Here is a 17,681-nt window from a genome sequence, read left to right as displayed (position 1 = left end):
GTGGCGGGAATGATCTCCCGCTTCGATGGTAGCTGTTTCTTTTTCATGTTTATCCTTTAGGGACATATTGTCCCTTATTTGGATGTTCATGAAACCCGGACCATCTCAACCTGACCCCCGATTTGCTGTTGGCTGCGGATTCACCGCAGCCGGTAATCTAAGTTATCGATCAGTTCTTCGACTGATCCACCAGCTTGTTCTTGGCGATCCATGGCATCATGCCGCGCAGCTTGGCGCCGACTTCTTCGATCTGGTGCTCGGCCGTCAGGCGGCGGCGCGAGATCAGGGTCGGGGCGCCGGCCTTGTTTTCCAGGATGAAGCTCTTGGCGTATTCGCCGGTCTGGATATCCTTCAGGCACTGGCGCATGGCGTTCTTGGTGTCTTCGGTCACGATGCGCGGGCCGGTCACGTACTCGCCATACTCGGCATTGTTCGAGATCGAGTAGTTCATGTTGGCGATGCCGCCCTCGTAGATCAGGTCGACGATCAGCTTGAGCTCGTGCAGGCACTCGAAGTAGGCCATTTCAGGCGCGTAGCCGGCTTCGGTCAGGGTCTCGAAGCCTGCCTTGATCAGCTCGACGGCGCCACCGCACAGCACGGCCTGCTCGCCGAACAGGTCGGTCTCGGTTTCTTCGCGGAAGTTGGTCTCGATGATGCCGGCACGGCCGCCGCCGTTGGCCATGGCGTACGACAGCGCGATGTCGCGCGCCGCGCCCGATTTGTCCTGGTAGACGGCGACCAGGTGCGGCACGCCGCCACCTTGCGTGTAGGTGCCACGCACGGTGTGGCCTGGCGCTTTCGGCGCGACCATGATCACGTCGAGGTCGGCGCGTGGCACGACCTGGCCGTAGTGGACGTTGAAGCCGTGGGCGAAGGCCAGCACGGCGCCCTGCTTGGCGTTCGGTGCGACGTTGTTGTTGTAGACCTCGGCAATGTTTTCATCAGGCAGCAGGATCATGATGACGTCGGCGGCTTTCACTGCCTCGTCGACTTCGGCGACCTTCAGGCCGGCCTGCTCGACCTTGTTCCACGATGCGCCGCCGCGGCGCAGGCCGACGGTGACGTTGACGCCCGATTCAGACAGGTTCTGGGCGTGGGCGTGGCCTTGCGAGCCGTAGCCGATGATGGCGACGTTCTTGCCTTTGATGAGGGAGAGGTCGCAGTCTTTATCGTAGAAAACTTTCATTTTGGGTGTCCTGTATTTGAGTAAATTTAGTGGGTATTCGGGCGTCACGCGTCGGCGGCATAGCCGCCAACCCTACGTCCAATGTTCAGCGTTTTTTTGATCAGACTTTTAGGATGCGTTCGCCACGGCCGATGCCGGAGCCGCCGGTGCGGACCGTTTCGAGGATGGAAGCCCGGTCGATCGAGTCGATGAAGGCGTCCAGCTTCGACTTGGCGCCGGTCAGCTCGATCGTGTAGGTCTTTTCGGTCACGTCGATGATGCGGCCGCGGAAGATGTCCGCGGTGCGCTTCATTTCTTCGCGTTCCTTGCCAACGGCGCGCACCTTGATCAGCATGAGCTCGCGCTCGATGTGCTGGCCTTCGGTCAGGTCGACCACCTTGACCACCTCGATCAGACGGTTCAGGTGCTTGGTGATCTGCTCGATGATGTCGTCCGAACCCGAGGTGACGATCGTCATGCGCGACAGGGTCGCGTCTTCGGTCGGCGCCACGGTCAGGGTTTCGATGTTGTAGCCGCGCGCCGAGAACAGGCCGACCACGCGCGACAGCGCACCGGCCTCGTTCTCGATAAGGACAGAGATGATGTGTCGCATCACAGGTCCTCCGAGCCGAGCAGCATTTCATTCAGGCCACGGCCCGCCTTGACCATCGGCCAGACGTTCTCGTTCTGGTCGGTGATGAAGTTCATGAACACCAGGCGGTCTTTCATGGCGAAGGCTTCGCGCAGCGAACCCTCGACGTCGCCCGGCTTTTCGATGCGCATGCCCACATGGCCATAGGCCTCGGCCAGCTTTTCGAAGTCTGGCAGCGAATCCATGTACGACTCGGAATAGCGCGAACCGTAGTCGATCTGCTGCCACTGGCGCACCATGCCCAGGAAGCGGTTATTGAGCAGGATGATCTTCGGCGTCAGGTGGTATTGCTTGCAGGTAGCAAGCTCCTGGATGCACATCTGGATCGAGCCCTCGCCGGTGACGCAGGCGACCGTCGCATCCGGATTGGCCATCTGCACCCCCATCGCGAACGGCAGGCCGACGCCCATCGTGCCCAGGCCGCCGGAATTGATCCAGCGCCGTGGCTTGTCGAACGGGTAGTATTGTGCGGCCCACATCTGGTGCTGGCCCACGTCGGAAGTAATGAAGGCGTCGCCGTTGGTCACCTTATGCAGCTGCTCGATCACCGCCTGCGGCTTGATCACGATATCCGAGGTCGGATATTTCAGGCAGTCGCGGCCGCGCCATTCGGCGATCTGCTTCCACCAGCCCTGCAGCGCATTGGTATTGGTCTGGACGCTGCCGGCATCGAGCTGCGACAGCAGCTCGACCAGCACGTCCTTGACGTTGCCGACGATCGGGATGTCGACCCGCACCCGTTTCGAGATCGACGAGGGGTCGATGTCGATGTGGATGATCTTGCGCGGATGCGAGGCGAAGTGCTTCGGATTGCCGATCACGCGGTCGTCGAAACGGGAACCGATGGCGATCAGGACGTCGCAGTGCTGCATCGCCATATTCGCTTCATAGGTGCCGTGCATGCCCGGCATGCCGACGAAATGCGGATCGGACGAGCGCGAACCACCCAGGCCCATCAGCGTATTCGTGACCGGGAAGCCGGTCTTTTCGACCAGGCGATTGAGCTCATCGGAAGCATTGGCCAGGATCACGCCGCCGCCCGCATAGATCATCGGGCGTTCGGCGTTCTGCAACAGCTGGACTGCCTTGCGGATCTGGCCGGCATGACCCTTGTCGACCGGACGGTACGAGCGCATCTCGATCTCGCGCGGGTACTCGTACAGGCATTTATTGACCGTGATGTCCTTCGGAATATCGACCAGCACGGGACCGGGGCGGCCGGTGCGGGCGATGAAGAAGGCTTTCTTGATGGTCGAGGCCAGCTCGCGCACGTCCTTGACCAGGAAGTTGTGCTTGACCACCGGCCGCGTGATGCCGACGGTATCGCATTCCTGGAAGGCATCCTGGCCGATCGCATGGCTCGGCACCTGGCCCGAGATCACGACCATCGGGATCGAATCCATATAGGCGGTCGAGAGGCCGGTGACGGCATTGGTGACGCCAGGGCCGGAGGTAACCAGGGCCACACCCACGGTGTTCGAGCTGCGCGAATAGGCGTCGGCGGCGTGGATCGCGGCCTGTTCGTGGCGGACGAGGACGTGCTGGAATTTGTCCTGCTGAAAAATCGCGTCGTAGATATAGAGGACCGCGCCGCCCGGGTAACCGAAGACGTGCTTGACGCCCTCTTCTGCCAGACAACGGACCACTATCTCAGCGCCCGTGATCGGGACTGCTGATTCGTTACTCATGTACATTCCTTTCAAAACCCAATGGGAGATTGATCGGATGCCCGTTCCTGACGATATGCGTCTTTGCGCGACAACGCTCAGGCTTGACTACTTTCTGCGTGCACGTCGATGTTTCGGACACCGTAGGGTCCTTACGCACCGGCGCTGGGCGCAACTCGTTGAGCTTGAGTGTTTGTAGCGGTCGTACGCATCTCTCGCGCTTGTGGCGCGGGTCGGAGCAAACTGCCTACAAATGAAAGCGTGTCACAACCGGACTGGGCCTTGTGTGCCGACTCAGGGTGACGTAAAGCCTTGGGGATGCAAAGCGTGAGGGACACCTTACCGCGCCGCACCATTTTGGTCAAGAAGGAAAGATAAAAATCGCTTCATGAACGAAATTGGTGCAACAAATTTGGCCGACAAGGCGAAATGTGTGCGAAATTTGCTCAGAAGGATACACGCGCGGGATGGACGGCCATGCCGTCCGCGCATTCAACGCTGCATGCCCCACCGCCGGACGGTAACGCGTTCCAGTGCCTGGAACACGAAGTGTTCGATCGCCAGCCCGATGATGATCACGGTCGCCAGCCCCGCAAACACCTTGTCGGCAAACAGTTCATTGCGGCTCTGGAAGATATACCACCCCAGCCCGCCCTGCCCCGACGTGCTGCCAAAGACCAGCTCGGCCGCAATCAGCGTGCGCCATGCAAACGCCCAGCCAATCTTGAGGCCCGACAGAATCGCCGGCAACGCCGCCGGAATCAGGATCTGCAACACCATGCGCAGTCCACCCAGCCCATAGTTGCGGCCGGCCATGCGCAAGGTCTCGGGCACGGCGCGGAAACCGGCGCTGGCGTTCAGGGTCAGCGGCCACACCACCGAATGCACCAGCACCATCAAGAGGCTGCCCTTGCCAAGCCCGAACCACAGCAGCGCCAGCGGCAGCAGCGCGATCGCCGGCAGCGGATTGAACATCGAGGTCAGCGTGTCGATCAGCTCGCGTCCAAAGCGGTTCGAGACGGCCAGCCAGGTCAGCAGGAAAGACCCGAACACGCCCAGCAGGAAGCCCTGGCTCAGGATTGCCAACGACACCGACACATAACCGACCAGCTCGCCCGACAGCATGCCTTCGACGAAGGCCCTGCCGGTCTGCAGCGCGCCCGGCAGCAGCAAGTCGTTGTCGAACCAGCGCGCCAAGGCTTCCCACACGACGGCCAGCGCCAGCAGGATGGCGGGTTTCCTCAGCCAGCCGAAACGATCGAACGAGCGCGCGACAGCGGGCGCCGCGCCAGGCGCCGGCACGGCAAGCGTCGGCCTTGAAGGCAACACGTACTCGGGCCGGATCGGCGGTTCACGCAAGGTCGTCATCAGTGCGCCTCCGCCACCTGATGTGCGCCATGGTGTGGATATTGCGATGCCTCGTCGGCACCGAACAGCAGCCCATGGATGCGCTGGGTGGCGGCCTGGAACTCCTGGCTGCCGGCGCTCGACAAACTGAACTGGTGGCTATTGAGCTCGGCCCGCACCCGCCCCGGATGCGGCGACAGCAGCAGGATGCGGTTGCCCACCACCAGCGCCTCTTCGATCGAGTGGGTCACGAACAGCATCGTAAAGCCGATCTCGTCCCACAGCGTTTGCAGTTCTTCCTGCATGCTGCGCCGGGTGAGCGCATCGAGGGCGGCGAACGGCTCGTCCATCAGCAGCACGGCCGGCTGCATTGCCAGCGCGCGGGCGATCGCCACCCGCGCCTTCATGCCGCCCGAGAGCGTGTGCGGATAGGCATCGGCGAAGCGCGCCAGGCCGACCTTGCCCAGCCAGTGGCGGGCACGCCTGTCGCTCTCTGCCCGCCCTACGCCACCGGCCAGCATCGGAAACATCACGTTCTGCTTGACCGTCTTCCACGGCGGCAGCTGGTCGAATTCCTGGAACACGACGATGCGGTCAGGTCCCGGCCCCGTGATCGGCTTGCCAGACAGGCTGAGGCTGCCGGCGCGCGGGGCGATGAAGCCGCCGATCGCCTTGAGCAAGGTCGACTTGCCGCAGCCGGACGGCCCCAGCAGCACGAAGCGGTCGCCGCGGTGGAGGTCGAAGCTGACGTCGTCCGTGGCCCGCACGATGCCGCGCTCGCTGGCGTACTCGAGCGTGACATGTTCGGCGCGCAGCAAGGGCTCCTGCGGCACCAGGTTCAGTGGAATGACGGGGGTGCTCATCTCAGCTCCCGTTGGCAATGACCGGATGCTCGAAGAAGTAATCCTTCCACGATGCCGGCTTGTTCTTGATGGCGCCAACCTGGTGCAAGAACTGCGCCAGGCCCAGCGTATTCTGCGGCGCAACGCGGAACTGCGTCTTGGGATCCTTGATCACCTTCAGCAGCAACGCGCGGTCTATATTGCCCTTGTTGACGCGCAGGTAGGCGTCGGCCGCGCCCTCCGGATTGGCCGCGACGTACTGCGCTGCCTCGGCCAGCGCATCGAGGAAGGCGCGGTAGGTCTTGGGATTCTCTTTCACATATTTTTCGGTGGCGTACAGCACCGTGGCCGACGCCGGCCCGCCCAGCACCTGGTAGGAGTCGAGCACGATGCGTGCGTTCGGGTTACCCGCCAGCTCTTGCTCCTGGAATGGTGGCCCGCCGAAGTGAGCATTCAGCTCGGTCTTGCCGGCAATCAGGGCGGCCGCCGCGTCAGGGTGCGGCACGGTCTGGGTGATCGGATCGAGTTTCTTGAACTGTGCATTACCCCACTGCTTGGCCGCGGCCATCTGCAGGATGCGGGCCTGGACCGACACCGTGACTGCCGGCAGCGCAATGCGGTCCTTGGGACCGAAGTCGGCGATGCTCTTGACCGCCGGATTGGTGCTGACCAGGTAATACGGGAAGCTGCCCAGCGAGGCGACGCCGCGCACGTTCTGGCGGCCCTTGGTGCGGTCCCAGATCGTCATCAGGGGGCCGACGCCGGCGCCGGCGACATCGATCGAGCCCGACAGCAGCGCGTCGTTGATCACGGCGCCGCCCGACAGCTTGACCCAGTCGACATCGACGTCGACGCCCTGCTTCTTGCCATGCTTTTCGATGAGTTTCTGGTCTTGCGCCACGTTCAGCAGCAGGTAGACCACGCCGAACTGCTCGGCGATGCGGATCTTGCCCTCGGCCTGCGCCAACGACGGCAGTGCGAGCGCCAGCGCTGCAGTGGCCGCAACGATCTTCGTATAGAGTTTCATGTGTTTCCCGGTATGAGTCAAAACGGAACGTCGCCTTCGATGGTCGTGCGGTACAGCTTGCGGCGCAGGTGGTCGGGACAGCCGGCCGCCAGGTGCATCAGCGAGCGGTTATCCCAGAACACCATATCGTGCGGCCGCCATTGGTGGCGGTACACGTGCCCGGCGCGGGTGCCGTGGTCGAACAGCGCATCGAGCAGTTCGCGGCTGCGCTGCTCGGACACGCCCAGGATGCGGGTCGTGAAGTGTTCGCTGACGAACAGGGCCTTGCGGCCGGTCTCGGGATGGGTGCGCACCACCGGGTGGTTCACCGGCTTGACTTCGTCGATCTGGGCCTGGGTGAGCTTGGGGCGGAATGGATTGCGCTGGCGCAGTTCTTCATACTTGGCCAGGTACCAGTGCTCGGCCTGCAAGCCTTCGACTTCGCCTTTCAGCTCATCGGGCAAGGCGTCCCAGGCCGTGTGCTGGTTCGAGAACAGGGTGTCGCCACCTTCAGACGGCAGCTCTTGCGCATGCAACATCGAACCCAGGCTCGGCGTTTCCTTGTATGACAGGTCGGAATGCCAGAAGTGGCCGGCGTCGCCCAGGCCGATCGGCTCGCCGTTCTCGCGGATATTCGAGACGATCAGCACCTCGGGGTGGCCCTGCAGCTGGAAATTGCGCAGCACATGGATTTGCAGTGCGCCGAAGCGGCGGCTGAATTCGACTTGCTGGGCCGGTGTGATGTGCTGGTCGCGAAATACCAGCACGTGATGGTCGAGGTGGGCGCGGTGCAGGCGCTGGAAATCCTCGAGGCTGAGCGGACGCGACAGGTCGAGCCCAAGCACTTCGGCGCCCAGCGGTGCGCCGGCAAATGGCTGGATGACAAATTCTTGGCGGGGAATATCGAGCGGCATGATGGCGAGCTTGCAGTATGGTCGTGCTAGCAGCCTATCCACGCGCGATTGCCCCAACAACGAATGTTTTCAGCTAACCTCATGCGGTTTTTGACACTTATGCAAATGGCATCCCCGGCCGGCGCTGCTGCGCGTTGTCGGTGCAGGATGGGTCGTTTTTTGCTAGGATGCGAAAGTTTTCCCTAAAGCACGAGCAAGAGTAGCGCTTCCCTGAACCCGCATGGCCACAGATAAAGAACTCAACGACTTCCTCGAGAATGTCGAACGGCGTGCGTTCAAGCAGGCGGTGTATGCGGTGCGCAAGGACGAGTCGGCGCTGGACATCGTGCAGGACGCCATGATCAAGCTGGCCGAGAAATACGGCGACAAGCCGGCCGCCGAGCTGCCGATGCTGTTCCAGCGCATCCTGCAGACGACGATCCTCGACTACTTCCGGCGCGAGAAGGTGCGCAACACCTGGGTCAGCCTGTTTTCGGGCTTCAGCCGCAAGGAGGGGGATGACGACGATGACTTTGATATACTTGCCTCATACGAGGCTGAAGATGGATCGGCTGCCGCGGAGTCGAGTGCGGACCAGGTTGAGCGCGCACAAACCTTGCGTTTGATCGAAGAAGAAGTACAAAAGCTCCCAACGCGTCAACGGGAAGCCTTCCTCATGCGTTACTGGCAGGATATGGACGTGGCCGAAACGGCCGAAGCGATGGGATGCTCTGAGGGTAGCGTCAAAACACATTGCTCCCGTGCCACCCACGCCCTCGCCGCAGCGCTCAAGGCCAAGGGAATCAGACTATGAATACCGACGACATCAACCTGGCGTACAAGGTACGCCACGCACTGAACGAACAGCTCGACCACCTGCCGGCATCGACGACCGACCGGCTGGCAGCCGCCCGCGCGGCCGCGCTCGCGCGTAAGAAGCCAGAGGAATCTTTCCTCCAGGTCAAGTCCGCCAGTTCCGGCTGGCGCCAGGCCTTCGCCAGTTTCGGCGGCTTCGTGAGCACCCCGGCCATGTCGCGCCTGGCCGTCGCCGTGCCCGTCCTGGCGCTGGTGATCGGCATGGGCGGCATGTACCAGCATGAGCAGCAACAGCAGATCGCTGAACTGGCCGACATCGACGCCGCCGTGCTGTCCGATGAGCTGCCGCTGAACGCTTACCTCGACCCTGGCTTTTCCGCCTACCTGGAGTCGCAGCAGCGCCGGCAATGACGAAGAAAGACGTTTCACAGTCCCGCGCAAGCAAGGCCGGCGCGCCGAAATCAAGGTTTCCCGTTTTTAAGACGGTGGCCGGCGTGCTGGTGGCGGGTGTGATCGCCTGGGTCATCGTCGACCGTTTCGACACCCCGTCCGTGATACCGGCGCTGACGCAGGTCGTGGATGGCGAACGTCCTCTTCCGAAAACCCTCGACAAGCCCTTGTGGCGTGACCTCAGCAATGCCCAGCAGGTCGCCCTGGCCCCGCTCGAGCCCGAATGGGACCGCATGGAAGGTCCGCGCAAGCGCAAGTGGATCGAGATGTCGGCCCGCTTCGCATCGATGCCCGCTTCCGAGCAGCAGCGGGTGCACGAACGCATGCGCCAGTGGATGAAGCTCACTCCTGCGCAACGCGAACTGGCGCGCGAGAACTACAGCCGCGCGAGCCGCGTGGCGCAGGGCGACAAGGCGGCCGACTGGGAAAACTACAAGCAGCTGTCGGCCGACCAGAAACGCAAGCTGGCCAACAGCCCCGCGGCGACGCGCCACAAGAGCATCCCGATCGCGCTGCCCGAAGCGCCGATGCTGGTCGTGCCGACGCCCTGCCCGCCCAACACCACACGCCGTGGCGCCGAGTGCATCCTGATCGGCACCGATATCGTGGTGCCGTCGGAGATGGCGGGTGTGCCGCCGGGTGCGGCGCCAGCCGGCGCCGCACCCGGCCCGAATCTGCCGCCTGCGCCTGCTCCGAACGCCCCCGCCGCCACTGCCGGCAGCGGCGCCATCGCGGCGCCTGGCGGCCAGCAAGCACCCGCCCAGGCTGCCAATGCAAGCAACTGAGCCGGCCGTCGACCAGACCCTGGCCGTCCCGGCAAAGGCGATGTCGTTTCCTACGCCGACCATCAAGCGCCGCCTCATGGCGATGGTCTATGAATTCTTCTTGCTGTTCGCTGTCGAGATGCTGGCGGTGCTGGTCTATCTTCTCCTTACCGGCAACCGCCAGGAGCCCGTCTTCCAGATCGGGCTGAAGCTCTACCTGTTCCTGGTCACCGGCTTGTATTTCACCTGGTGCTGGCGCGACAGCGGCCACACGCTGGCCATGAAGACCTGGCGCATCAAGGTGGTCCAGCCAGGCCACACACGCCTGCCATGGCGCACGGCCATCGTGCGCTACCTGCTGGCCTGGTGCTGGTTCGCGCCGGCGCTGATCGTGTGCGCCTTGTTCGGGGTGCATGCCAAGGGCGAGATCGCGATTGCGCTCACGGTCGGCATCGTCGTGTGGGCGCTCACGGCCTTCCTCGACAAGGAACGCCAGTTCCCGCACGACCGCCTGGCCGGCACACGCCTGATCCAGCTACCAAAGATCAAACGCTGATCGACCGCCTGTCGCAACGCGACAGGGTTAGCGCTTCACTCGCACAGCTTCAAAGAACCAGCCTTGCCAGGCTATCACGAGCCTGTTCGAGCTCTTTATGAATACCGATGTGCAGCTGAGATCAACCACCGTCACCGGATTTGGCAGCCCCAGTTTTTCTGCGTCTGCGTGGAATGCCTTGCGCAGATGAAGATTTGGCTCTACTTTCTGGGCTGCGAATCCGGTTTCACCACAGTCGCGATCGTCGAATTTCACTCTGTGTTTGCTGATTAAAAAAATATGGCCGATCAGTTTCTGCGCCTCATGTTCATCGAGGGAGACAATGTCGGCACCATCTAGCGCAGCAATAAATTTCCACTGTCCGGAGACACGGCGTTCTGTCGAATCTGCACCTTGGACGAGCGGCGCAGTCGCAAGAAGCAGTGTGAGGATGAAAGACGAAATCCAGTGACGTTGAATCTTGGCTGGAAGTCTGTTAATGATCATGATATTACCTCACTCCTTGGCAGTGCCTGCGTTATTGACCCGGAATGGAGCACTTTCCTCAGCACGCCTTTTAATTAGCCCTGGAGCTACGACATATCTCTTCTTTCCATTCTCTGTTATACCGACCTTGATTAATAGGGAGATATTCTTGGCCGCACCAGAAAAATTTCCCTGGTTTATAAATCTAAAAGTATCGCTCGCTCCTTTTTCCCCAGCGTTATAGACGAGACTACATAATGCATCGAACTGATTCTGATTGAGCGCGACAGTGACCCGGCGCCGCACGATGCCTTCTACTTCGGCAACCCTCCGCTCGTACTCTAGATTAACTAATCCGACTGAGACTCTTCGCCCCAGCTCTTCTTGTGTGCAAACCCCTTTGTGAGCCAGAATGCCAACGCCCCAAGTGCAATTCCCTTTATTCTTCCCCATATCATTGTAGTAACGATAGATTGCCTTTTCAGTTTGCCGCATACGCATTTTTGCCGCGGGCGACATTTTCATACCATTGTTTGGTTGCAGACCTTTACTAGTGGCATTGAACATAGTCCACTCACATCGACATAAACTGCCAATCTATCATCGCGAGTAGCGAACCATTTGACCGTGGACAACGAACTTATCAGCAATACTGGGGGCGCTGGGTTGGGACGATTTCAAGAACCCAGAATCCAACGCTGACTGGCTTGAGCTTGCCGTGCGGCATTCGAACGCGTCGGTCTGCCGAATCGCGGAATAATCGTCCTTTTCAATCTTGAATGAAAGGTCAACGATGAAGCGATCGACTCTGCGCGTAGTCATCATGGGCGCCTCGAGCGGCATCGGCGCCGCGACCGCCGTCGCCTTTGCCCGCCAGGGCGCCGACCTGGTGCTCGGCGCGCGCGGCAAGGAAGGGCTCGACGATGTCGCCCGCCGCTGCTTCCAGGCCGGTGGCCGGGCCGAAACGGTGGTGGTGGATGCGACCGACGCCGATGCGGTGGCCGCCTTCGCCCGCGAGGCGCACGGCATCCTGGGCCGGATCGACCTGTGGTTCAGCAATGTCGGCGCCGGCGTGGTCGGCAAATACCACGACGTACCCATGCGCGATCACCGCCAGGTGATCGAGACCAACCTGCTCACCCACATGCACGACGCGCACGCGGTGCTGCCGATCTTCCTGGAGCAGGATCACGGCATCTGGGTCAATATGATCTCGTCCGGCGGCTACGTCGCCACGCCCTATGCGGCGGCCTACGCGGCCAGCAAGTTCGGCCTGCGCGGCTTTTCCGAAGCCGTGCGCGCCGAGCTGGGCAAGCGGCGCCAGATCCATGTGTGCGACGTGTATCCGACCTTCGTGGATTCGCCGGGCTTCAGCCATGCGGCCAACTATACCGGCGCCCACCTGTCGTATCCGCCGGGCGCGCTGGCGCCGGAAACCGTGGCCGACGCCGTCGTCAAGCTGGCGCGCAGCCCGCGCGACACGACCGTGATCGGCGCGCCCGCCGCCGCCATGAAAGCGACGCAGCTCGCGCCGAACCTCATCGCGGCCGGCATGAACCGCTTCATGGATGCGTGGGCCAGGCGCGCGGATCCGGCGCGCGACACCCGCGGCGCGCTGTACGAGCCGCCGCGCGGGGCCAGCGGCATCCATAGCGAGCCGGGTCGCCTGAATCAGCCACGAAATCAACCGGCCAACAAGGCGCTGCTGGCCGGCGCGGCGGTGGTGGCCGCCGCGGTCGGTGTCCAGCTCCTGCGCGGACGTTCAGATCAATAAGTCAGGTTGATCTGCATCACGGCAGTCGTGCCGCTGACTTCATTACCGACGATCAGCAACGGCTTGCCGTTCGGCGACTTGTTACCGGGGATCAGGGTCAGGCCTTCCGGACCCAGGTCGCCCTTGTCGCCATCGCGCGTATTGAGGTAGGTGACGAAGGAAGCCTGGGCCGGCTTGCTCACGTCATACACCATCACGCCGCCCACGCGCTCCAGGCCGATGAAGGCGTAGTGCTTGTTGCCGAACTTGCCGACCACGGCGCCTTCCGGTTCCGGGCCTTTCGAGGCGCTGCGGTCTTCCAGGTCGTTGTTGTCGTTGCTGGCGTTGAACTTCACGTTCGGCAGCGCGGTAGTGCGGCGCTCGAACTCGTCGCCCGAGTCGTAGACGCGCTTGATGTCGGTATCCCAGATCGAGAATGAACGACCGCCGAAAGTGTACAGCTCGGTGCACTGGCCGGCCGCGTTCTTGCCGGTGACACCACCGTTTGGCGTGGTCGTCACGCGCAGGCGACCCAGGTTCGAATCGAAGATCTTGTTGGCCGCATCCGGGAATACCGCCGGGTCCAGGCCCGCCGTGCAATGCGCGCGCACGCGGCTTTCTTCGTTAAAGCCCGGCCAGTCGGCGCGGGCGTCGCCCTCGTTGGCGGTGATCAGGTAACGCTTTCCATCCACCGTGTAGCTGGCGACGGCGTCCGGCAGGTACATGCCCTTTACCGGCTGCGGGCCGATCTTGATGGCCGGCGAGCCGCTATTGGTATTGGTGCCGCCATCCTCGTCCGACGCATCCATGCCCATCCCGGCCAGGCTGTGGTCCTTGAAGCCGAGCGGCTTGACCGAGGTGACCTTGGCCGTCGCCACGTCGACGATCGCGATCGCATTGTTCTCTTGCAGGGTCACGTAGGCGGTACGGCCGTCGTCGCCGACGGTGATGTATTCCGGCTCGAAGTCCTGGGCCGCGCTGGCGTTCGGTCCGAAGATGCGGATGCCCTGCGCGCGCAATTCGGCCTCCTTGCCGTTGAAGGCGCGGAAGTCGGCGGTGGCCACCGACGGCGTGCCGCCGCGGTTGACGGTGATGACGCTGACCGAACCTTCCGGGTCGGCCGTGCCGGCCACGCCGTAGCCGCTCGGTTCGCCCTCGTTCGCCACCAGCACCTTGCTGCCGTCCGGGGTGAAAGTGAGCATGTCCGGCAGCGCGCCAACCTTGACGCTGCCCGCCAGTTTCAGGTCGGCCGCGTTGTAGAAGGCGACGGTACCCGGATCGGTCTTGGGATTGGCTTCGATCGCCAGCGCCACCAGGCCGTCGTGCACGGCGACGCTGTTGACCGCCTTGCCCAGGCTGGCCACATTGATGGTGCCGATCAGTTTTGGCGTGGCGGGCGCCGCCAGGTCCAGCACATCGACGGTGCCGTTGGCGCCGTTGACGACGAACAGGCGGCGGCTACCTGCGTCATAGGCCGTGATCTCCGCCGCGCCGACCGCCCCGCCGTTGTAGCTGCCGATCTTCTGCAGCGCGAGCGTGGTCGGCGTCGGATCGTCGTCATCGCCGCCACCGCAGGCCGCGAGCACGCAGGCCAGCGCGATCGCGCTCATCATGGGGAGGTAGCTGGAAGGTTTGGCAGGACGGCGCAGGAACATGGTTGTCGATTTTCCAAGTGTGAAAAATCGACAGCATATGGACGGATGATGACAGCAGTATGACCAGTCAGTTCGATGCGACGGCGCGCTGCATGAGCTTCTTCGACCATGGCAGCAGCTGGAACAGGATGCCGCACACCAGCGCCGGCAGGATGAACAGCTCGATCACCATATAGGCGCGGATGATCTTCCATGGATCGGGGTTGTTCGGGTCCATCCCGCCCAGCAGGTCGCCAAACGAATGGCGCGCGATGTAGAGGGTGACGGCGGTCATCGCCAGCCCGCACAGCAGCGCGGCGCCCGCCCCCAGCAGGACGCGGCGCGGCGTGCTGTGCAGGCGCCGGCGCAGCGGTTCCAGCTTGACCGCCAGCGCCACCAGCACGCCGTGCGCCAGGCCGAGCGTGCCCGCGATCAGGGCGCCGAACAACAGCGCCGCCAGGTAGAAGGACGGCATGATCTCGATGCGGCCCTTGGTAAACAGCGTGGCGAGGGTGAATTCGATGACCGGCATGATCGGGCCGAACACCAGGAAAAACAGGACGCTGGTCGCGACCAGGCGCAAGGAACTTGGCATAAAAAAGCGATGAAGCGAAAGATTCAGAAGCGCTCGACGTCGCGCAGGTAACGCCAGCCGCCCGGCGGCAGGCTGCCCATGGAAATGCGGCCGATGCGCAGGCGGCGCAGCGCGGTGACCTTCAGGCCGACGTCGCCGCACAGGCGCTCGATCTGGCCGCGCTGGATGTTCTTGCCGGCGATGCGCAGGCGCTTCTCGCTTTGCCAGCTGGCGCGGAACATGCGGCCCAGTTTATCCAGGCCGCCGTCGATGATCTGGCCCTCTACCTCGGCCACGTATTCATATTCGTTGCGCGGCGCGTCCTCGACGAGTTTGCGCATCACGCGCCAGTCCTGGCTGAACACGACCAAGCCCGAGGCCATCGTCTCGAGCGGCGTCCCCAGGGCCAGCTTGAGCAGGTGACGGCGCAGGAAGGGCTTGCCGAAGCCATTGTCCAGCACCTGGGTATCGGCCCCGATCGCAGCCAGCAGCGCGTCCTGCTCGACGCCGGCCGGCTTGTGCAGCAGGATGGTGACCGGTTCCGGTTCGACCGGCGTGGCGCCGGGCAGCAGCACGACGGCTTGCGCCGGCGTCACGCGCGCGGCCGGGTCTTCGGCGACCACGCCATCGACGCTGATCCAGCCGCCGGCGATATAGCGTTCGGCGTCGGCGCGCGAGCACCCCGCCACTTCGGCGACGCGCTTGGCCAGGCGGATAACTTCGTCAGTCATCGGGCGTGCCAATCCGCGAAGAACGCAGCAAATACCTCGACCGTGCGTTTCACGTCGTCGTTCGAGATGTCGAGATGGGTCACCAGGCGCATCTTGGGGCCGACCGTGGCGCGGATCTGCGCGCGCTCGAGTGCCTGGCGCAGCGGCGCGCAGGCGGCGGCGGGAACATCCATCCAGAAGATATTCGTCTGCGGCGTGCCGACCTTGAGCTGTTCGATCTGCGCCAGGCCCCGCGCCAGTTCGGCCGCGTTGTCATGGTCGTTGGCGAGCAGCGCCACGTTGTGCTCGAGCGCGTAATGGGCCGCGGCGGCGATCACGCCGGCCTGGCGCATGCCGCCGCCCAGCATCTTGCGCCAGCGCTTGCCCTGCTCGATGAAGGATTTCGGTCCCAGCAGGACCGAACCCACCGGGGCCCCCAGGCCCTTGGACAGGCAGACCGACACGGTGTCGAAACCTTTGACGGCATCCGCCAGGCTGATGCCCTGCTTGACGGCGGCGTTGCAGATGCGCGCGCCATCGAGGTGGGTCGCCAGGCCCTTTTCGTGCGCCAGCCTGGTGGCGGCTGCCAGGTATTCCTGGCTCAGCACACGGCCGCCGATGGTGTTTTCGAGCGCCAGCAAGCGGGTACGGGCAAAGTGCATATCGTCCGGCTTGATATAGGCTTCGATATCGGCCAGCGCGATCGATCCGTCCGGCTGGTTCGCGATCGGCTGCGGCTGGATGCTGCCCAGCACCGCGGCGCCGCCGCCTTCGTATTTATAGGTGTGCGCTTCCTGGCCGACCAGGTATTCGTCGCCGCGGCCGCAGTGGGTCATCAGCGCGATCAGGTTGGTCTGGGTGCCGCTCGGGGCGAACATGCCGGCTTCAAAACCGAACAGCTCGGCCGCATAGTCCTGCAGGCGATTGACGGTCGGGTCGTCGCCATACACGTCGTCGCCGACCGGCGCGGCCACCATGGTGGCGCGCATCGCGGCGCTGGGCTGGGTCACGGTGTCGCTGCGCAGGTCGATCCAGCGCTCGATTGTGTCGCTCATGTTCTCGTCATTCCGTCGTTGCAGGTTGCGGAGCATAGAAACGCTCTCTCATTTCGCTCAATCCAAGCTCGCCCAGCACCTCGTCCAGGCGCTCGCTCGGCCGGCGGCGCGGCAGGTTCTTATAGGTGGCGACGATCAGCTCGTTCTTCATCGAGTGTTCCCAGCCCACCAGTTCGGTGACCGTGACCTGGTAACCATGCGCCTCGAGCTGCAGGCAGCGCAGCACATTGGTCACCTGGCTGCCGAATTCGCGGGTGTGGATCGGGTGGCGCCAGATCTCGGTCAACGCGCTGCGTTTCACATCCTTGCCCTTGTTCTTGCGCAGGACGGACGCGACTTCGGCCTGGCAGCACGGCACCAGCACCATGTGTTTCGCCTTCTTCTTCAGGGCGAAGTCGATGGCGTCGTCGGTGGCGGTGTTACAGGCGTGCAGCGCGGTGACGATGTCGATGGTTTCCGGCAGCTCGGTCGAGGTGGTCGATTCGGCGACCGACAGCGGCAGGAACGACATGCCATTGAAACCCAGGCGCGCGGCCAGCTCGGTCGACTTGCTGACCAGCTCTTCGCGCGTTTCGATGCCGTAGATGTGCGAGCCCTCGCCTTCTGCCTTGACGAACAGGTCGTACAAGATGAAGCCGAGGTAGGACTTGCCGGCGCCATGGTCGACCAGCGAGACGCCGCCCAAGGGGTTATCACTACGGTTCTTGACGTCGCGCAGCAGCGGCTCGATGAAGTTATACAGGTGGTAGACCTGCTTGAGCTTGCGGCGGCTGTCCTGGTTCAATTTGCCGTCGCGGGTCAGGATGTGCAGCTCCTTGAGCAGCTCGATCGACTGGCCCGGGCGAATTTCAGGCGGCAATTCCTGTGGTGCCGGGGATTTCCTGGCTTGCTCAAGACGCTTCATGGACGGCTCAGTGGTTCTTTTCAGCGGCGTGGTTGATCGTGTATTTCGGGATCTCGACCACCAGGTCTTCTTGCGCGACGATCGCCTGGCATGACAGGCGCGAGTTCGGCTCGAGGCCCCAGGCCTTGTCGAGCATGTCTTCTTCTTTCTCTTCCTGCTCGCCCAGCGACTCGAAACCTTCGCGCACGATCACGTGGCAGGTGGTGCAGGCGCAGACGCGGTCGCAGGCGTGCTCGATATCGATGTCGTTATCGAGCAGGACGTCGCAGACCGACTTGCCGCTTGGTGCTTCGAGCACGGCGCCGTCGGGGCAGAACACCGGGTGTGGGAGGATGACGATTTGTGGCACTTGGCTTACCTCGGTTGGTTGGATAATCCGATTATCCGTTGTTCTTCATGTTTCGTATTCAAGCCCTTGGGGGAGAGGC

Annotated in this window: 20 protein-coding genes; 5 read left to right on the top strand and 15 right to left on the bottom strand. The window is 63.0% G+C overall.

The window, feature by feature from the left end; translation table 11 throughout:
* Positions 1–169 precede the first annotated feature (169 nt).
* From ilvC to E8M83_RS00245, 7 genes are all read right to left on the bottom strand, one after another.
* On the bottom strand, positions 170–1,186 hold the full coding sequence (ilvC, locus tag E8M83_RS00275) for a ketol-acid reductoisomerase (protein WP_137171389.1): 1,017 nt from the start codon (positions 1,184–1,186) through the stop codon (positions 170–172).
* Positions 1,187–1,286: 100 nt separating this feature from the next.
* Positions 1,287–1,778, bottom strand: coding sequence for an acetolactate synthase small subunit (gene ilvN, locus E8M83_RS00270; RefSeq protein ID WP_137171388.1), 492 nt, complete (start codon positions 1,776–1,778; stop codon positions 1,287–1,289).
* Positions 1,778–3,505: an acetolactate synthase 3 catalytic subunit gene (locus E8M83_RS00265; RefSeq protein ID WP_137171387.1), complete on the bottom strand. Its 1,728-nt coding sequence runs from the start codon at positions 3,503–3,505 to the stop codon at positions 1,778–1,780. Before E8M83_RS00265 ends, ilvN begins: the two co-directional genes overlap by 1 nt.
* Before the next feature lie 471 nt (positions 3,506–3,976).
* Entirely contained in the window at positions 3,977–4,852 is an 876-nt protein-coding gene (locus tag E8M83_RS00260) for an ABC transporter permease (RefSeq protein WP_137171386.1), read from the bottom strand.
* On the bottom strand, positions 4,852–5,694 hold the full coding sequence (locus E8M83_RS00255) for an ABC transporter ATP-binding protein (protein WP_137171385.1): 843 nt from the start codon (positions 5,692–5,694) through the stop codon (positions 4,852–4,854). The genes E8M83_RS00260 and E8M83_RS00255 overlap by 1 nt, the downstream gene beginning before the upstream one ends.
* Position 5,695: 1 nt before the next feature.
* The gene (locus E8M83_RS00250; protein ID WP_137171384.1) at positions 5,696–6,700 is read right to left on the bottom strand and encodes an ABC transporter substrate-binding protein; all 1,005 of its coding nucleotides are present in this window, start codon (positions 6,698–6,700) and stop codon (positions 5,696–5,698) included.
* 17 nt (positions 6,701–6,717) lie between these two features.
* Positions 6,718–7,593, bottom strand: a complete 876-nt coding sequence (locus E8M83_RS00245) for a TauD/TfdA family dioxygenase (RefSeq protein WP_137171383.1) — start codon at positions 7,591–7,593, stop codon at positions 6,718–6,720.
* Between the two features lie 220 nt (positions 7,594–7,813).
* Between E8M83_RS00245 and E8M83_RS00240 the strand changes: the two genes are divergently transcribed.
* From E8M83_RS00240 to E8M83_RS00225, 4 genes are read left to right on the top strand one after another with little or no spacing between them, the layout of a single operon-like run.
* Entirely contained in the window at positions 7,814–8,386 is a 573-nt protein-coding gene (locus E8M83_RS00240) for an RNA polymerase sigma factor (RefSeq protein WP_137171382.1), read from the top strand.
* Positions 8,383–8,799 carry a DUF3619 family protein gene (locus E8M83_RS00235; RefSeq protein WP_137171381.1) on the top strand — a complete coding sequence of 139 codons (417 nt, stop codon included), beginning with the start codon at positions 8,383–8,385 and terminating at the stop codon, positions 8,797–8,799. Before E8M83_RS00240 ends, E8M83_RS00235 begins: the two co-directional genes overlap by 4 nt.
* Complete coding sequence (locus E8M83_RS00230; protein ID WP_137171380.1) at positions 8,796–9,623, top strand: DUF3106 domain-containing protein; 828 nt, start codon at positions 8,796–8,798, stop codon at positions 9,621–9,623. The genes E8M83_RS00235 and E8M83_RS00230 overlap by 4 nt, the downstream gene beginning before the upstream one ends.
* Positions 9,610–10,158: an RDD family protein gene (locus E8M83_RS00225; protein WP_137171379.1), complete on the top strand. Its 549-nt coding sequence runs from the start codon at positions 9,610–9,612 to the stop codon at positions 10,156–10,158. Before E8M83_RS00230 ends, E8M83_RS00225 begins: the two co-directional genes overlap by 14 nt.
* Positions 10,159–10,185: 27 nt before the next feature.
* On the opposite strand, the gene E8M83_RS00220 is transcribed toward E8M83_RS00225, so the two are convergent.
* Together E8M83_RS00220 and E8M83_RS00215 are read right to left on the bottom strand one after the other, a co-directional pair.
* Positions 10,186–10,644, bottom strand: coding sequence for a hypothetical protein (locus tag E8M83_RS00220; protein WP_137171378.1), 459 nt, complete (start codon positions 10,642–10,644; stop codon positions 10,186–10,188).
* Between the two features lie 9 nt (positions 10,645–10,653).
* Positions 10,654–11,190 (bottom strand): lysozyme, encoded by a 537-nt coding sequence (locus E8M83_RS00215; protein WP_229491368.1) that lies wholly within the window; start codon positions 11,188–11,190, stop codon positions 10,654–10,656.
* 226 nt (positions 11,191–11,416) lie between these two features.
* Between E8M83_RS00215 and E8M83_RS00210 the strand changes: the two genes are divergently transcribed.
* Positions 11,417–12,397 (top strand): SDR family oxidoreductase, encoded by a 981-nt coding sequence (locus E8M83_RS00210; RefSeq protein ID WP_137171377.1) that lies wholly within the window; start codon positions 11,417–11,419, stop codon positions 12,395–12,397.
* On the opposite strand, the gene E8M83_RS00205 is transcribed toward E8M83_RS00210, so the two are convergent.
* The 6 genes from E8M83_RS00205 to fdx form a co-directional block, all read right to left on the bottom strand.
* Complete coding sequence (locus E8M83_RS00205) at positions 12,391–14,031, bottom strand: choice-of-anchor I family protein (protein ID WP_137171376.1); 1,641 nt, start codon at positions 14,029–14,031, stop codon at positions 12,391–12,393. The two genes, E8M83_RS00210 and E8M83_RS00205, sit on opposite strands and share 7 nt — an antisense overlap.
* Positions 14,032–14,098: 67 nt before the next feature.
* The gene (locus E8M83_RS00200; protein WP_137171375.1) at positions 14,099–14,605 is read right to left on the bottom strand and encodes a hypothetical protein; all 507 of its coding nucleotides are present in this window, start codon (positions 14,603–14,605) and stop codon (positions 14,099–14,101) included.
* A 23-nt stretch (positions 14,606–14,628) separates the two neighbouring features.
* Complete coding sequence (locus E8M83_RS00195) at positions 14,629–15,315, bottom strand: RNA pseudouridine synthase (protein ID WP_137171374.1); 687 nt, start codon at positions 15,313–15,315, stop codon at positions 14,629–14,631.
* Positions 15,312–16,349: a low-specificity L-threonine aldolase gene (gene ltaE, locus E8M83_RS00190; protein ID WP_137171373.1), complete on the bottom strand. Its 1,038-nt coding sequence runs from the start codon at positions 16,347–16,349 to the stop codon at positions 15,312–15,314. The genes E8M83_RS00195 and ltaE overlap by 4 nt, the downstream gene beginning before the upstream one ends.
* 7 nt (positions 16,350–16,356) lie before the next feature.
* Positions 16,357–17,253: an SAM-dependent methyltransferase gene (locus E8M83_RS00185; protein WP_137171372.1), complete on the bottom strand. Its 897-nt coding sequence runs from the start codon at positions 17,251–17,253 to the stop codon at positions 16,357–16,359.
* 7 nt (positions 17,254–17,260) lie between these two features.
* Positions 17,261–17,602, bottom strand: coding sequence for an ISC system 2Fe-2S type ferredoxin (gene fdx, locus E8M83_RS00180; RefSeq protein WP_137171371.1), 342 nt, complete (start codon positions 17,600–17,602; stop codon positions 17,261–17,263).
* Positions 17,603–17,681 lie beyond the last annotated feature (79 nt).

The sequence above is a fragment of the Massilia sp. HP4 genome, assembly GCF_005222695.1.
In the GTDB taxonomy this organism is placed as follows: Bacteria; Pseudomonadota; Gammaproteobacteria; order Burkholderiales; family Burkholderiaceae_D; genus Telluria.
The sequence above is the reverse complement of the archived record's forward strand: the minus strand, read 5'-3'. Positions and strand labels throughout refer to the sequence as shown.

Bases quoted from the DNA above. Each gene is read 5' to 3' on its own strand.
- E8M83_RS00210 (WP_137171377.1), top strand. From the start codon at position 11,417: ATGAAGCGATCGACTCTGCGCGTAGTCATCATGGGCGCCTCGAGCGGC.
- E8M83_RS00240 (WP_137171382.1), top strand. From the start codon at position 7,814: ATGGCCACAGATAAAGAACTCAACGACTTCCTCGAGAATGTCGAACGG.
- ltaE (WP_137171373.1), bottom strand. From the start codon at position 16,349: ATGAGCGACACAATCGAGCGCTGGATCGACCTGCGCAGCGACACCGTG.
- E8M83_RS00265 (WP_137171387.1), bottom strand. From the start codon at position 3,505: ATGAGTAACGAATCAGCAGTCCCGATCACGGGCGCTGAGATAGTGGTC.
- E8M83_RS00245 (WP_137171383.1), bottom strand. From the start codon at position 7,593: ATGCCGCTCGATATTCCCCGCCAAGAATTTGTCATCCAGCCATTTGCC.
- E8M83_RS00205 (WP_137171376.1), bottom strand. From the start codon at position 14,031: ATGTTCCTGCGCCGTCCTGCCAAACCTTCCAGCTACCTCCCCATGATG.
- E8M83_RS00185 (WP_137171372.1), bottom strand. From the start codon at position 17,253: ATGAAGCGTCTTGAGCAAGCCAGGAAATCCCCGGCACCACAGGAATTG.
- E8M83_RS00235 (WP_137171381.1), top strand. From the start codon at position 8,383: ATGAATACCGACGACATCAACCTGGCGTACAAGGTACGCCACGCACTG.
- E8M83_RS00255 (WP_137171385.1), bottom strand. From the start codon at position 5,694: ATGAGCACCCCCGTCATTCCACTGAACCTGGTGCCGCAGGAGCCCTTG.
- E8M83_RS00215 (WP_229491368.1), bottom strand. From the start codon at position 11,190: ATGTTCAATGCCACTAGTAAAGGTCTGCAACCAAACAATGGTATGAAA.
- E8M83_RS00200 (WP_137171375.1), bottom strand. From the start codon at position 14,605: ATGCCAAGTTCCTTGCGCCTGGTCGCGACCAGCGTCCTGTTTTTCCTG.
- E8M83_RS00195 (WP_137171374.1), bottom strand. From the start codon at position 15,315: ATGACTGACGAAGTTATCCGCCTGGCCAAGCGCGTCGCCGAAGTGGCG.
- E8M83_RS00220 (WP_137171378.1), bottom strand. From the start codon at position 10,644: ATGATCATTAACAGACTTCCAGCCAAGATTCAACGTCACTGGATTTCG.
- E8M83_RS00260 (WP_137171386.1), bottom strand. From the start codon at position 4,852: ATGACGACCTTGCGTGAACCGCCGATCCGGCCCGAGTACGTGTTGCCT.
- ilvN (WP_137171388.1), bottom strand. From the start codon at position 1,778: ATGCGACACATCATCTCTGTCCTTATCGAGAACGAGGCCGGTGCGCTG.
- E8M83_RS00225 (WP_137171379.1), top strand. From the start codon at position 9,610: ATGCAAGCAACTGAGCCGGCCGTCGACCAGACCCTGGCCGTCCCGGCA.
- E8M83_RS00250 (WP_137171384.1), bottom strand. From the start codon at position 6,700: ATGAAACTCTATACGAAGATCGTTGCGGCCACTGCAGCGCTGGCGCTC.
- ilvC (WP_137171389.1), bottom strand. From the start codon at position 1,186: ATGAAAGTTTTCTACGATAAAGACTGCGACCTCTCCCTCATCAAAGGC.
- E8M83_RS00230 (WP_137171380.1), top strand. From the start codon at position 8,796: ATGACGAAGAAAGACGTTTCACAGTCCCGCGCAAGCAAGGCCGGCGCG.